Here is a 12,091-nt window from a genome sequence, read left to right on the forward strand (position 1 = left end):
GACCGGTCGGCCATCGGGCCAGGTGTTGACACAATTAATAAGCGCGCTTAGTTTATGAGTCATGACCACTCTCGCGCACCTCTCCACCCGGGTCCCCGTGTCTCCCGAGGTCATCGGCCTCCTCGCGACCGCGCAGGCGTCCCGGTGAAGCACTGGCTGGCCGTCGTGTCGGCAGCCCACGTGCGCCGGGGCGTCGGTCTCGGCATCGCCCAGGTCCACCACGGGCGCCGCCCGGGTCTGGCGCGGATGTCGGCCGGCGACGGGTTCGTCTACTACTCGCCGCGGGAGGAGCTCGGCAGCGACGTCCCCTGCCGACGGTTCACGGCCGTCGGTCGGATCGCCGACGACGAGATCTGGCAGGCCGACGAGGGCGACTTCCGCCCGTGGCGTCGCCGCGTCGACTGGGCCAGCGCAGACCCCGTGCTGATCGCGGACCTGCAGGACCGGCTCCTGCTGACGAGCACGCCGCACTGGGGCTATGCGCTGCGCCGCGGCCTGCTCCCGCTCGACGAGGCAGACTTCCTCCTGATCGAGGCCGCCATGACCGGCGCGCCGCCACCTGCCCCGACCCCGACGGAGACCCATCGCGCATGAGCGACCTGCAGACGCGTTTCGCCGAGGCCGACGAGAGCCCGGGCCTGCTGCTCTGGCGGGTCGGCAACCGCTGGCAGGCCATGGTGCGCGAGGCCCTGGCGCCGCACGACCTGACCCACACGCAGTTCGTCCTGCTGGCCTCGCTGACGTGGCTCCGGCGCGGACGGGACGAGCCGGTCACCCAGCGCGACCTCGCCGCCCACGCGAGGACCGACGTCATGATGACCTCGCAGGTGCTGCGCGCCCTCGAGACCAAGGGGCTGGTCGAGCGCCGCCCCCACCCGGCGGACGCGCGCGCCCGCGACCTCGTCGTCACACCGGCAGGCGTGCACACCGTCAATGCGGCGATCGTCTCCGTGGAGGACTGCGACGCGGCGTTCTTCGCCGACGCCGGTCCCGACCTTCCGGGACTCGTGTCGGCCCTCGCCCGCCTGGCGGGCCCGGAGCGGCCCCCGGCCTGACACACTCGCACCGACGACGTGGACGAGTGACGGAGGACCGGACCATGACCGTGGAGGCACTGACAGGCAGCACGCGCCGCCGCCGTACGACCAAGCTGGGGATCGTCGGGGCGGGCGCCGTCGGCGCCACGCTGGCGTATGCCGCGTTGATGCGTGGCGTCGCCCAGAACGTCGCGCTCTTCGACGTCAACGCCGCCAAGGTGCGCGCCGAGGCGCTCGACCTCAGCCACGGCATCCAGTTCGTCCCGATGGCGCACGTCGACGGGTCCGACGACATCGAGGTCCTCGCTGACTCCGACGTCATCGTCTTCACCGCCGGCGCCAAGCAGAAGCCCGGCCAGTCGCGGCTCGACCTCGCCGAGTCGACCATCGGGATCATGCGGGCGATCCTCCCGCGACTCGTCGAGGTGGCACCCGATGCCGTGCACGTCATGGTGACCAACCCCGTCGACGTCGTGACCTATGCCGCCCTCCAGGTGTCGGGCCTCCCCGCCGAGCGGCTCTTCGGCTCGGGCACCGTCCTCGACTCGTCGCGGCTGCGCTTCCTGCTCGCCGAGCACACGGGCGTCGCGGCCCAGAGCGTGCACGCGTACGTCATCGGCGAGCACGGCGACTCCGAGCTGCCGCTCTGGTCGTCCGCGACGATCGGCTCCGTGCCGCTGCTGCAGTGGCGCACGTCGGACGGACGGATCGCCCTCGACGAGGAGGCCCGCGACCGCATCGCGACGGACGTCGTGCAGTCGGCCTACCGCGTCATCGAGGGCAAGGGCGCGACGAACTACGCGATCGGGCTCGCCGCCACGCGGGTCATCGAGGCGGTCCTCTACGACGAGCGCCGCATCCTGCCCGTCTCGTCGCTCCTCGACGACTACTACGGCATCAGCGACGTGTGCCTGTCGGTGCCGGCGATCGTCCACGCCGGCGGCGTCGGCGACCGGGTCGAGGTGCCGATGACCGATGCCGAGCTGTCGGGACTGCGGGCGTCGGCGGACGCGGTCCGCGACACCGCCCACCGCTTCGGGTTCTGACGACGTGGTCGGCATGCGTCGGGGCTCGCGCCCGGCTGCTCTCGCGGCGCTCGGCGTTGCGGTCTGCCTCGTCGTGACGGCCTGTTCCGGCAGCGACACACCCACGGACGCCTCGACGAGGCTGGCCCGGACCTTCGACCTGCAGGCCCACCGCGGCGGCGCGGCCCTGACGTCGGAGAACACGCTGGCCGCGTTCTCACGGGCGCTCGACCTCGGCGTCACGACCCTGGAGCTCGACGCCCAGGTCACCCGCGACGGGGCCGTCGTCGTCGCCCACGACAACCGGGTCAACCCCGACAAGTGCCGCGACACGACGCCGGCCAAGGCCTCGGACGACCTTTTTCCTTACTCCGGCAAGCCTTTTCGGCTGCTGACGCTGGCGCAGGTCCGCACCCTCGACTGCGGCTACCAGCCGGCGCCCGACTACCCGGACCAGCGCGCCGTCCCGGGCGCCAGGGTGCCCGAGCTCCGCGAGGTCGTCGACCTGCTGCGCGACCGCGGCGCCGACGACGTCGGTCTCAACGTCGAGATCAAGGTCCAGGCGGACGACCTCGACCTGACCGTCCCGCGCGAGCATTACGCCGAGAAGGTGTGGTCGGTGCTCGAGGAGGGCGGCATGGCCGACCGGGTCACGATCCAGTCGTTCGACTGGGCGAGCCTGACGACGGTGCACCGCATCGCCCCCCACGCCCGGCTCGTCGCCCTCGTCTCGCCGGAACGCCTCGAGCGGGGCAAGGAGGGCGCGTCGCCGTGGCTCGGCGGCCTCGACATCGACGCCGTGGACGGCGACGTCGTGCGCGCCGCCTCCGGCATCACGGGGGTCGTGGCCATCTCACCGCGCGAGGACCTCCCCGTCGACGCCGCGTTCGTCCGCTCGGCCCACGCCGCCAGACTCGCCGTGGTGCCGTGGACGGTCGACGACGAGGAAGGCATGGGACGGCTCGTCGACCTCGGCGTCGACGGCCTCATCACCAACCGCCCCGACCTGCTCCGCACCGTGCTGACGCACAGGGGCATCGCGACACCCCCGTCCCATCCCGCAGCCGGGTGAGACCAGCAGGCACGGCCCGGAGCATGATGGGTCCGTGAGCACGTCCGCCGCCTTCGACGCCGACCCGGCACCCGACCCCTCGGGCGCGCCGCCGGCACGGGCGACGTACCACCACGGCGACCTGCGCCGGGCCCTGCTCGAGGCCGGCACCGACCTCGCCCGGGAGGGTGGCCCCGACAAGGTCGTCCTGCGGGAGGCGACGCGTCGCGTCGGGGTCTCGGCCAATGCGGCATACCGCCATTTCGCCGACCGCGACGCCCTCCTCGGCGAGGTGGTCTCCCGCGCGCAGGCGCGGGCCGCGGACGTCATCAGCGCCACGATGGACGCCGTCCCCGCCGACCTCGAGACCGGCCAGCGCGCCCGCGCCCGCTTCCGGGCGGTGGGCGTGGGCTACCTGCGCTTCGCGATGGACGAGCCGGGCCTCTTCCGCGCAGCGTTCGCCGTGCCCGTCGACCTCAGCCGGGCCGCGTCCCCCGATGCGGCCGGCGTCGGCGGCCGCACCCCCTTCCAGCTGCTCGCCGACTCCCTCGACGCCATGGTCGACGCCGGGGTCATGTCCGACGACGAGCGGCCGGGCGCCGAGCTGCTCGCGTGGTCAGCCGTTCACGGCATGGCGATGCTCGCACTCGAGGGGCCGCTGCGCGACCTGCCGCCCGGTGCCGTCGACGAGCTCGCCCCGCGCCTCGTGCGCATGGTCGACCTCGGTCTCGGCCTGTCCGACGGCGCGAGCTGAGCCCGAGGGCCCGGCGCCGGGCTCAGACCCACTGGACGAGCTGCACGACGAGACCGTTGGGGTCGCGGTACTGCACGAACCGCTCGCCCCAGGGCTCCGTCTCAGGCGCCGTGACGACGTCGACCCCGGCGGCCACGAGCCGCTCGTGCCGGGCATCGAGGTCGTCCACGACGAAGGCGAGCAGGAGCCCGTCGCGTGCCGACCCGCCGACCTCCGCCGGCTTGAAGCTCGGCAGTCCGGTGCGCAGGAAGATGACGTTCGACCCACCGTCCGGGTGCCGGAGCGAGACGAAGCCGTCGTCGCGCATCTCGACGACGTGACCGAGGTGGGTGACGAGGAAGTCGGCGGACGCGTCGGGATCGGGGACGTTGAGCGAGACGGCGAATCCGGTGATCGTGCCGGGCATGGGAACCTCTTTCCGTACGGTGTACGGACAATAACGTACGGCATACCGAATCGTTCCCGAGGCGATTCACGAGACGAACGGGGTGGGCCCGTGGGCACCGTCCGGCTGCTCTGGCGACGTGAGCGCCCACTCCCCCCGCGCCCCGGGCGCCGCCCGACCCTCACCGTCGATGCCGTCGTCGACGCCGGCATCCGCGAGGCCGACGACCGCGGGCTGCACGACGTCTCGCTGCGCCGGGTCGCCGAACACCTCGGCGTCGGGGTCATGACGCTCTACGGGCACGTCGCGAACAAGGCGCAGCTGCTCGACCTCATGGTCGACCAGTGCCGGCTCGACATGGAGTGGGCGCCGCTGTCGGGGTCCTGGAGGGATCGCCTCGGCCAGGTGGCCGACGAGAACCTCACGCTCCTGACGCGGCACCCGTGGCTCGCCCACGTGGAGACCGAACGAGCCGTGCTCGGCCCCGGCACCCTCGGCAAGTACGAGCGCGAGCTCGGGGCCGTCGAGCCGCTGCCGCTGACCGACCCCGCCAAGGACCAGGCCCTCGCTCTCGTCCTGGCGTTCGTCCGGTCCTCGGCGCGAGCCCTCGAGGCGGCCCGGGCCGAGCGCAGCGAGGAGACGCCGGAGCAGTGGTGGCTGCGCGAGGGCGCCGAGCTCGCCGCCCTCGGGATCGAGGAGCGCTTCCCGCTCGCCAGCCGCGTCGGGCAGGCCGCCGGCGCCGCGACGCACGCCGCGGCCGATGCCCGCTCCGCTCACGCGTTCGGCCTCGGCGTCCTGCTCGACGGGCTCGCGCCGGCCCGGCCGGGACGGCGACCTAGGGTGGGCGGGTGACCAGCGAGACCCCTGACAGCACCGGCGCCGAGCTCGACCACGAGACCCCGGCCTTCTACCGCCGGCTCGGCCCGGGGCTCTACGCGCCCACCGTCCACGTGCAGGGCGCGTGGCGTGACGACGAGCAGCACATGGCGCCGGTCAGCGGCATCCTCGCCCACGAGATCGACCTGCACGAGCCGCGCGACGGCATGCAGCTCGCCCGCATCTCCTTCGACATCCTCGGCATGATCCCCGCGCGACCGAGCCGGGTCGAGGTGCGCACGACACGGCCGGGACGCACCATCGAGCTGGTCGAGGCGACGATGCTCGTGGACGACCGCGCCGTCGTGCGGGCCCACGCGTGGCGTCTCGCGTCGCACGACTCCGAGCCCGTGGCCGGTGTCGAGCTCGCGCCGATCCCCGGACCCGACGAGATGCGCCCGTGGGTCGGCACCGACACGTGGGAGGGCGGCTACATCGAGGGACTCGAGTTCCGGGTCGATCCCGAGCGCCGACCGGGCCGGACCCGCGCCTGGATCCGCGCGCTCAACCCGCTCGTCGACGGCGAGACCTGCTCTCCCACAGCCGATCTCGTGCGCCTCGCCGACACCGCCAACGGCATCGCCGTCCGTGTCTCGCCGCAGGAGTGGATGTTCCCGAACGTCGACCTCAGCGTGCACCTCTTCCGCGAGCCGGTGCGCGGCTGGGTCGGCTTCGACACCAGCGTGACGATGGGCCCGACGGGCCTCGGGCTGACCTCGACGACGTTGCACGACGAGCGCGGCCCGGTCGGGCGCGCCGAGCAGATCCTCACCGTCCGCCGCCTGCCGGGCGCCTGAGCCCGGCGGTCCACCGCAGTCGTGACCTCGCGGCGACAACCTTTCGCCGCGTCGAGGCGTCAAGAGGCGTGTCGGGACTCCGCGCCAAAGCACGGCTCGCCTGCCACAATGAAGGGCGCGTTCGCGCCGACTCACACCCGCCGTCGCGCGGTCAGGACACCAGGGGACACCATGAGGACCATCCGCATGGACAGGAATCGCACCGCAGGCAGCGTCGCCGCGGCACTCGCGATCGTCGCGCTCGCCGTCACGGCTCCGGCCGCGCGCGCCGACGACCTGACCGGCACGCCGACACCGCCCGGCACCTCGACATCGGCGAGCGGCGCCGCCGGGACCACCTCGACCGAGACGACCACCTCGTCGACGACCACCGGGACGACGACCAGCACGACCGCCACGACGACGCCGTCGACCACGACCAGCACCACCACGACGCCGAGCCCCACCACGACCACGCCGCCGCCACCCGCCCCGAGCCCGGTCGTCATCCCCGAGGGCAGCTCGGGCTGGAAGGTCAAGGACCTCCAGGTGCGCCTGCGCCTCGTCAAGGCCTCCTACTGGACCTACGCCGTCTCCGGCGTCTACGGCTGGACGCTCGGGCAGCGGGTCCTGACCTTCCAGACCGACCAGGGCCTCCCGACCACGGGCGTCGTCGACCAGCGCACGTGGAACCGCCTCGTCGCCCTCACCGCGACGCCGACCCGCCTCAAGGAGGGCGCGTCCGGCAACGCCGTCAAAGACCTCCAGGTGCGTCTGCGCGTGGTCAAGGCGTCCTACTGGTCGTATGCCGTGTCGGGCTACTACGGCTGGACGCTCGGCCAGAGGGTGCTCGCCTTCCAGCGCGACCAGAACCTCCCGCAGTCCGGCGTCCTCGACCAGCGCACGTGGAGCCGGCTCGTCTCGCTGACGGCGTCCCCGACCGCGATCAGCACGTCGGCCCCTGCCGCGAACGTGCGCGAGCTCCAGCGGCGTCTCGGCGCCAAGGGCCTGTGGCCGTACGCGTACTCCGGCACCTACGGCTGGACCCTCGGCCAGAAGGTCCTCGCCTTCCAGCGCACCTACGACGTGCCGCAGTCGGGCGTCGTCGACACCCGCACCTGGGCGCGCCTGCGCGCCCTCACCTACGTGCCGGGCACGTTCGACAAGCACCGCTACTACGCCGGCCTGCGCCCGCTCGTGCCGACCCTCGCGTCGCTCGACAAGCGCTGCCGCACCGGCCGCGTCATGTGCGTCGACAAGGCCACTCGGACCCTGACGTGGGTCGTCGACGGCAAGCCGCAGACGGCCATGTGGGCCCGCTTCGGCCGGCCCGGACACGAGACGCGCGAGGGCACCTTCAGCGTCTCCCGCAAGTACGAGTACGTCATCTCGAACCTCTACTTCACGCCGATGCCCTACTCGATGTTCTTCTCCGGCGGCCAGGCCGTGCACTACTCGTCGAACTTCGCGCGTCTCGGCTACGCCAGCGCCAGCCACGGCTGCGTCAACATCGCCGACTACGCACAGGTCAAGGCGCTCTTCTTCAAGGTGCGCATCGGCGACAAGGTCGTCGTCTACCACTGAGCCCGACGCGACACTGGAGCGAGCGGCCTTGCGAGCAGAGCAAACCCGATCAAGTACGCGGGGGGCCGGGGCGCGCAGGATCGTGACGTGACCGGCTCACGTGACACCTTCGGCGCCTGGCTGTCGCCGATGCCGCGCCCGTCTTCCTCTGGCACGTGCGCGACGCCATCGAGCAGGGACAGCTCGACGACGTCTTCGTCGATGCCGCCAGCGACCCGCCCTACGTGTGCTCCTACGGCGCGATGGTCGCGCACGTCCTGACGTTCGCGGCGCACCGGCGCACCCTCGCCGTCCGCGCGCTCGACAAGCACGGCGTGACGCGGCTCGGGTGGGGCGACCCCATCGAGTGGCTCGACGCCGCCCACCGCGCCTGACGGCATACGCCCTCGGTCGTCGCGGCGGTCGCCGGTCACTCGACCGTGGCGGTGACCTTCGTGCCGAGCTCGACGCTGCGGCTGACGGTGCACCACTCGTCGTGCGAGCGCTGGACCATCTTCGGCAGCATCTCGCGCGCCGCGTCACCGCCGTCACCCTCGGGGAAGCGCACGCGGAAGGTCACCGTGATGTCCTGGAGGTGGTTGCCGTGCTCGTCCTTGACCTTGTCGGCCGTCACCTCGACCTCGAAGTCGTCGGGCTCGGCGCGGCGGGACGTCACCGTGTCGACGTCGACGGCCGTGCACGCGGCGATGCCGGCGAGGAGCAGCTCGACGGGCGAGAGCTCGTCGGTGCCGGAGCTGACGGTGATCGAGCCGCCGCGGAGGTTGCGGGCGGTGTAGCGGCCCATGCTGTCGCGGGTCAGCGTGACGGAACGGAGGTCGGGGGCGTCGGTGCTCATGGGGTCAAGCCTTTCAGACGGTCAGTTCCATGCGTCGGCGAGCAGCTCGTAGGAGCGCAGCCGCGCGTCGTGGTCGTGGGCGCCGCACGTGACGATGACCTCGTCGACGCCGGTGGCCTCGACGAAGCCGGCGAGGCCGTCGCGCACCTCGTCGGGAGTGCCGACGAGCGAGACGCGCGTCATCTCGTTGACAGCCTGGCGCTCGGCCGGCGACCACTGCGCCATGAGGGTCGCGATGTCGCCCTCGGGCTCGGGGAGCCCGGCGCGGCGGCCGGTGACGATGCCGTGGAAACGCTGGAGCACGCTCGTGAAGAGGCGCTCGGCCTCGGCCGTCGTGTCGGCGACCATGACGTTGACGCCCGCCATCGAGCGCGGCGCGTCGAGCCCGCCGGGCTCCGTCGACGGGGTGAAGCGGGAGCGGTAGACCTCGAGGGCGCTCATCAGGGCGGCCGGGGCGAAGTGCGAGGCGAAGGAGTAGGGCAGGCCGAGGGCGGCCGCCACCTGGGCGCCGCCGTGGCTCGACCCGAGGATCCAGATCGGCACGTGCGTCCCCTCGCCGGGGATGGCACGGACCTTCGCGTCAGGGTCGGGGTCACCGAGGTAGCCGATGAGCTCCTCGACCTCGCCGGCGAAGTTCATGGCCGCTGCCTCGTTGCGGCGCAGGGCACGGGTCGTGAAGGGGTCGGTGCCGGGGGCACGGCCGAGCCCGAGGTCGATGCGGCCCGGGTGGATCGTCGCGAGGGTGCCGAACTGCTCGGCGACGACGTACGGCGCATGGTTGGGCAGCATGATGCCGCCCGCGCCGACGCGGATCGTCTCGGTCTGGTCGGCGACGTGGCCGATGAGCACGGCCGTCGAGCTCGACGCCACCCCACGCATGTTGTGGTGCTCGGCCATCCAGTAGCGGCCGTAGCCCCACTTCTCGGCGTGGCGGGCGATGTCGACCGTCGAGGCGATCGCCTCCCCCGCGCTGCCCCCGTCGAGGACGGGCACGAGGTCGAGGATGTTCAGCTGGGCTCTGGCGGCAGGACTCACGTGGGTGCCAACGGGCAGCGTGGTGCGCGGTATTCCACCCACCGGTTCCACCGCGCCCACGGTCACGGCAGCTTGAGCTGGGACACCTGGTCGTCGTAGTCGGGGCAGAAGGCCTGCACGCCTGCGGCCATCAGCTGCTTCGTGCGCAGCGCCTCACCGGTGTTGGGCAGCGGCCTGTCGTCGTCGTCGACCGCGATCTGGGCCAGCTCGACGCCACCGTTCTTCAGCGCCCAGCACGTGGTCGTCCCGGTCTCGATGTCGTCGTTCACCGTGTCACCCGTGACCGAGGCCCCGAGCTTCTGCGCCGCGAGGACGAACTGTGCCTCCTCGGCCGAGATGCTCGGGCGCGCGTCGGCGACGCCCGCGGGCAGGTCACCGATCGTCGGGTCCGACCCACCGCACGCGGCGAGCGAGAGGACGACGAGGAGGGCGGCCCCGGCAGCGAGCGCCGGGCGCTGACCGGGCCGGGCGGCATACGGCCGCGGAGCGTGCGCTGGTGTCATCGCGTTCATCGTTACCCTGAACGCGTGAGCGAGCCCGATCATCCCCGCGACGCCGCGTCCGCCCGGCTGGCAGCAGACGCGCCGATCGCCCGGGCCGCGGTCGTCGCCTCGTTGTCGGCGGTCGTCCTCGGGTTCGTCTTCCTGCCGCAGCTGCTCGGCCTGGCGCTCGCGGGGCTCAGCCTCGTGCGCCGTGAGCCGGGTGGGCGCCGGCCCGCCCTCCTGGCCGTCGCGATCAGCCTGCTGCTCACGGTCGTCTGGGGCGTCGTGCTCGGCCTGCTCCTCAAGTGGTGGGCCACCTCCCGCTGACCGCTGCTCCGACTACTGGGAGTACGTCGAGAGGAACTTCTCGAGCCGACCGACCGCGTCCTCGAGGTCCTCGACGCGGGGCAGGAAGACGAGCCGGAAGTGGTCGGGCGTCGACCAGTTGAAGCCCGTGCCGTGGACGATGAGCATCTTCTGGTCGCGGAGCAGGTCGAGGGCGAAGCGCTCGTCGTCGTGGATGTCGTGGACCTTCGGGTCGAGCCGCGGGAAGAGGTAGAGCGCCCCCTCGGGCTTCGTCGCCGACACCCCGGGGATCTGGTTGAGCATCTCCCACGCGACGTTGCGCTGCTCGAGGAGCCGGCCGCCGGGCAGGATCAGCTCGTTGATCGACTGGTAGCCGCCGAGCGCGACCTGGATCGCGTGCTGCGCGGGCACGTTGGCGCACAGACGCATGTTGGCGAGGATGTCGAGGCCCTCGAGGTAGTTGCGCGCGTGCTCCTTCGGCCCCGTGATGACGAGCCAGCCCGACCGGAAGCCGGCGACGCGGTAGGCCTTGGAGAGGCCGTTGAAGGTCAGGCAGAGCAGGTCGGGCGCGAGGGCCGCGATGGAGGTGTGCGTCGCGCCGTCGTAGAGGATCTTGTCGTAGATCTCGTCGGCCATGATGATCAGCTCGTGCTCGCGGGCGACCTGGGCGATGGCCTCGAGCACCTCGCGCGGGTAGACGGCGCCCGTCGGGTTGTTGGGGTTGATGACGACGATGGCGCGCGTGCGGTCGGTGACCTTGCTGCGGATGTCGTCGAGGTCCGGGGCCCAGCCGGCCTGCTCGTCGCAGACGTAGTGGACGGCGTTGCCGCCGGCGAGGCTCGCGGCCGCGGTCCACAGCGGGTAGTCCGGCGCCGGGATGAGCACCTCGTCGCCGTTGTCGAGCAGTCCCTGCATCGCCATGACGATGAGCTCGCTGACCCCGTTGCCGAGGTAGATGTCCTCGACGCCGACCGGCGGGAAGTCGCGCACCTCGTAGTGCTGCTTGACGGCGCGCCGGGCCGAGAGGATGCCCTTGCTGTCGCTGTAGCCCTGCGCCGTCGGCAGCTCCTGGATCACGTCGACGAGGATGTCCTCGGGAGCCTCGAAGCCGAACGGCGCCGGGTTGCCGATGTTGAGCTTGAGGATGCGGTGCCCCTCGTCCTCGAGCCGCTTGGCCTCGGCCAGGACGGGACCCCGGATCTCGTAACAGACGTTCTGGAGCTTCTTGCTCTGGGTCACCGCGCGCATGTGGACCAGCGTCCCACCGGCGTACGCCGTGAGCTGCGTCATTCCCACCATGTGGCCCGTCGCGTCCGTCACGTCGCGCGTGGGACGAGTGGGGCGGGGTGGCTAGCGGCCGAGGCAGCCGAGGCTGGAGCCGGGGCTGCTGGCCGTCAGCGACGCGACGAGCTGGTTGAGCGCGCCGGCGGCGACGTCGACCGTGAGGACGTGGCCGTTCTCGACCCGGGTCAGGTGGCCCACGACAGGCGGCACGGCGGACCCCTGCGTCCAGCCCTTCTGCTCGAGGTAGCCGACGAGCTCGGCGGCCTGCGGCCCCGTCGAGGGCGGGTAGGTGCGGGTGATGCGTCCGTCGATGCTCTCCCGGCAGGGCGGGAGCTCGCTGTGGCCGAGCGGGACCATCGAGCGGTCGAGCTCCTCGACCTCGCGTGCGAGCGACTCGTAGGCGGCGACGTCGTCGGTGTGCACGCGGCTCGACCAGGCCCAGAACCCGAAGGCCAGCAGGGCGACGACGAGCACGATGAAACCGATGCCTGCCGGGCCGGGGCGCCGTCGACTCCTGGCTGTGGGCGCCGCATCGGGCCCGCTCGTGGGGACGCCGCGGCCGGTCGGGGCCTCGTCGACGAAGCCGGAGTCACTCACCGGGACAGTGTGGGACACGTCGCCCCGACCCGCAGTCACCCGTGTCCAACTGTCGCCGATCCGT

At 72.3% G+C, this 12,091-nt stretch carries 16 protein-coding genes; 10 read left to right on the forward strand and 6 right to left on the reverse strand.

Annotated elements, in window-relative coordinates:
- The first annotated feature begins 144 nt into the window (after nucleotides 1-144).
- Genes ASG96_RS21845 through ASG96_RS21865 form a run of 5 tightly spaced genes read left to right on the forward strand, consistent with a single transcriptional unit; the run spans nucleotide 145 to nucleotide 3,867 of the window.
- Nucleotides 145-594, forward strand: a complete 450-nt coding sequence (locus ASG96_RS21845) for an EVE domain-containing protein (RefSeq protein ID WP_056751683.1) — start codon at nucleotides 145-147, stop codon at nucleotides 592-594.
- Nucleotides 591-1,055, forward strand: coding sequence for a MarR family winged helix-turn-helix transcriptional regulator (locus ASG96_RS21850; RefSeq protein ID WP_056751680.1), 465 nt, complete (start codon nucleotides 591-593; stop codon nucleotides 1,053-1,055). Before ASG96_RS21845 ends, ASG96_RS21850 begins: the two co-directional genes overlap by 4 nt.
- A 44-nt stretch (nucleotides 1,056-1,099) precedes the next feature.
- A complete protein-coding gene (locus ASG96_RS21855; RefSeq protein WP_057589466.1) occupies nucleotides 1,100-2,083 on the forward strand; it encodes an L-lactate dehydrogenase in 984 nt (327 codons plus the stop codon).
- A 13-nt stretch (nucleotides 2,084-2,096) separates the two neighbouring features.
- A complete protein-coding gene (locus ASG96_RS21860) occupies nucleotides 2,097-3,134 on the forward strand; it encodes a glycerophosphodiester phosphodiesterase family protein (protein ID WP_082591978.1) in 1,038 nt (345 codons plus the stop codon).
- A gap of 34 nt (nucleotides 3,135-3,168) precedes the next feature.
- The gene (locus ASG96_RS21865; protein WP_056751675.1) at nucleotides 3,169-3,867 is read left to right on the forward strand and encodes a TetR/AcrR family transcriptional regulator; all 699 of its coding nucleotides are present in this window, start codon (nucleotides 3,169-3,171) and stop codon (nucleotides 3,865-3,867) included.
- Nucleotides 3,868-3,889: 22 nt separating this feature from the next.
- On the opposite strand, the gene ASG96_RS21870 is transcribed toward ASG96_RS21865, so the two are convergent.
- Entirely contained in the window at nucleotides 3,890-4,273 is a 384-nt protein-coding gene (locus ASG96_RS21870) for a VOC family protein (protein ID WP_056751672.1), read from the reverse strand.
- 90 nt (nucleotides 4,274-4,363) lie between these two features.
- On the opposite strand from ASG96_RS21870, the gene ASG96_RS21875 reads away from it, so the two are divergent.
- From ASG96_RS21875 to ASG96_RS21895, 4 genes are all read left to right on the forward strand, one after another.
- Complete coding sequence (locus tag ASG96_RS21875; protein ID WP_056751670.1) at nucleotides 4,364-5,104, forward strand: TetR/AcrR family transcriptional regulator; 741 nt, start codon at nucleotides 4,364-4,366, stop codon at nucleotides 5,102-5,104.
- The gene (locus ASG96_RS21880; protein WP_057589395.1) at nucleotides 5,101-5,925 is read left to right on the forward strand and encodes a thioesterase family protein; all 825 of its coding nucleotides are present in this window, start codon (nucleotides 5,101-5,103) and stop codon (nucleotides 5,923-5,925) included. The genes ASG96_RS21875 and ASG96_RS21880 overlap by 4 nt, the downstream gene beginning before the upstream one ends.
- Before the next feature lie 186 nt (nucleotides 5,926-6,111).
- Nucleotides 6,112-7,488 (forward strand): L,D-transpeptidase family protein, encoded by a 1,377-nt coding sequence (locus ASG96_RS23000; protein ID WP_082588450.1) that lies wholly within the window; start codon nucleotides 6,112-6,114, stop codon nucleotides 7,486-7,488.
- Nucleotides 7,489-7,643: 155 nt separating this feature from the next.
- Nucleotides 7,644-7,862 (forward strand): hypothetical protein, encoded by a 219-nt coding sequence (locus ASG96_RS21895; RefSeq protein WP_057589397.1) that lies wholly within the window; start codon nucleotides 7,644-7,646, stop codon nucleotides 7,860-7,862.
- Nucleotides 7,863-7,897: 35 nt separating this feature from the next.
- Here the strand turns inward: ASG96_RS21895 and ASG96_RS21900 are convergent, their stop codons facing one another.
- The 3 genes from ASG96_RS21900 to ASG96_RS21910 all read right to left on the reverse strand — a co-directional run bounded on the left by ASG96_RS21900 (nucleotide 7,898) and on the right by ASG96_RS21910 (nucleotide 9,861).
- A complete protein-coding gene (locus ASG96_RS21900; protein WP_057589398.1) occupies nucleotides 7,898-8,323 on the reverse strand; it encodes an OsmC family protein in 426 nt (141 codons plus the stop codon).
- A 21-nt stretch (nucleotides 8,324-8,344) separates the two neighbouring features.
- Nucleotides 8,345-9,358: an LLM class flavin-dependent oxidoreductase gene (locus tag ASG96_RS21905; protein ID WP_235509268.1), complete on the reverse strand. Its 1,014-nt coding sequence runs from the start codon at nucleotides 9,356-9,358 to the stop codon at nucleotides 8,345-8,347.
- A gap of 62 nt (nucleotides 9,359-9,420) precedes the next feature.
- Nucleotides 9,421-9,861 (reverse strand): DUF732 domain-containing protein, encoded by a 441-nt coding sequence (locus ASG96_RS21910; protein WP_056751656.1) that lies wholly within the window; start codon nucleotides 9,859-9,861, stop codon nucleotides 9,421-9,423.
- Between the two features lie 24 nt (nucleotides 9,862-9,885).
- On the opposite strand from ASG96_RS21910, the gene ASG96_RS21915 reads away from it, so the two are divergent.
- Nucleotides 9,886-10,167 (forward strand): hypothetical protein, encoded by a 282-nt coding sequence (locus tag ASG96_RS21915; RefSeq protein ID WP_056751654.1) that lies wholly within the window; start codon nucleotides 9,886-9,888, stop codon nucleotides 10,165-10,167.
- A gap of 12 nt (nucleotides 10,168-10,179) precedes the next feature.
- On the opposite strand, the gene ASG96_RS21920 is transcribed toward ASG96_RS21915, so the two are convergent.
- Nucleotides 10,180-11,394: a pyridoxal phosphate-dependent aminotransferase gene (locus tag ASG96_RS21920; RefSeq protein WP_056754343.1), complete on the reverse strand. Its 1,215-nt coding sequence runs from the start codon at nucleotides 11,392-11,394 to the stop codon at nucleotides 10,180-10,182.
- A 102-nt stretch (nucleotides 11,395-11,496) separates the two neighbouring features.
- Nucleotides 11,497-12,027: a hypothetical protein gene (locus ASG96_RS21925; protein ID WP_056751651.1), complete on the reverse strand. Its 531-nt coding sequence runs from the start codon at nucleotides 12,025-12,027 to the stop codon at nucleotides 11,497-11,499.
- Nucleotides 12,028-12,091: the final 64 nt, after the last annotated feature.

This window comes from Terrabacter sp. Soil810, assembly GCF_001429645.1.
In the GTDB taxonomy this organism is placed as follows: Bacteria; Actinomycetota; Actinomycetes; order Actinomycetales; family Dermatophilaceae; genus Terrabacter.

Excerpts from the sequence above, each read along its gene's own strand:
- ASG96_RS21900 (WP_057589398.1), bottom strand. The coding sequence starts at position 8,323 with ATGAGCACCGACGCCCCCGACCTCCGTTCCGTCACGCTGACCCGCGAC.
- ASG96_RS21850 (WP_056751680.1), top strand. The coding sequence starts at position 591 with ATGAGCGACCTGCAGACGCGTTTCGCCGAGGCCGACGAGAGCCCGGGC.
- ASG96_RS21910 (WP_056751656.1), bottom strand. The coding sequence starts at position 9,861 with ATGACACCAGCGCACGCTCCGCGGCCGTATGCCGCCCGGCCCGGTCAG.
- ASG96_RS21860 (WP_082591978.1), top strand. The coding sequence starts at position 2,097 with ATGCGTCGGGGCTCGCGCCCGGCTGCTCTCGCGGCGCTCGGCGTTGCG.
- ASG96_RS21920 (WP_056754343.1), bottom strand. The coding sequence starts at position 11,394 with ATGCGCGCGGTGACCCAGAGCAAGAAGCTCCAGAACGTCTGTTACGAG.
- ASG96_RS21855 (WP_057589466.1), top strand. The coding sequence starts at position 1,100 with ATGACCGTGGAGGCACTGACAGGCAGCACGCGCCGCCGCCGTACGACC.
- ASG96_RS23000 (WP_082588450.1), top strand. The coding sequence starts at position 6,112 with ATGGACAGGAATCGCACCGCAGGCAGCGTCGCCGCGGCACTCGCGATC.
- ASG96_RS21870 (WP_056751672.1), bottom strand. The coding sequence starts at position 4,273 with ATGCCCGGCACGATCACCGGATTCGCCGTCTCGCTCAACGTCCCCGAT.